The sequence below is a fragment of the Bacillus sp. LR--39 genome, from assembly GCF_053613335.1.
Map to the genome: position 1 here is coordinate 1 of NZ_JBSIOT010000996.1, position 662 is coordinate 662.

Consider the following 662-nt stretch of genomic DNA (forward strand, 5'->3'; position numbering starts at 1 on the left):
TGACAAAGGAGGGCGGAGTTTCCAGAAAATCCGGTGAAAACCGTGAGAAAAGAACTGATTTTTTTGGTTATATGATGCTAATCCATTCAAAAAGATCCATTTCTCAAAGACAAAAGACTCCCCTTTCCTAAACCATTTGAGGAGGAAAAATGAATGTTTCAGAAAAAAAACGTACGCTGTTTTCCTAATTCTTCTGCTGATGATGTTTACAGCTGCTTGTTCCGGCAGCAAAACAAGCGCGGAGAAGAAAGAATCAGAAACAGAAAAAAGCTCAGATATAGCTCAAGTCAAAATCAAGGATGTCTCTTATACGCTTCCGTCTAAATATGATAAGTCCACTTCAGATGACCAGCTTGTGTTAAAAGTCAATGTCGCGGTGAAAAACACAGGAAAAGACCCGCTGAATGTAGACAGTATGGATTTCACATTGTATCAAGGTGATACCAAAATGTCTGACACAGACCCTGAAGACTATAGCGAAAAGCTTCAAGTCAGCACGATTAACGCTGACAAATCCGTTGAAGGAAATCTTTTCTTCGTTGTAGATAAAGGCAAGCAATACGAGCTTAACTATACGCCGAAATCTTACGGTGATAAAAAACCAAAATCAGTTACTTTTAAAATTGACGGAAAAGACAAAAAAATCCTGACGACGGCAGATA

General features: G+C 38.7%; 2 protein-coding genes. Both read left to right on the forward strand.

What is annotated here, in order from left to right:
* Positions 1 to 131: hypothetical protein (locus ACWHAR_RS28000; RefSeq protein WP_452088556.1), on the forward strand; the 131-nt coding region annotated here is incomplete at its 5' end.
* A gap of 68 nt (positions 132 to 199) precedes the next feature.
* Positions 200 to 662: DUF4352 domain-containing protein (locus tag ACWHAR_RS28005; protein ID WP_452088555.1), on the forward strand; the 463-nt coding region annotated here is incomplete at its 3' end.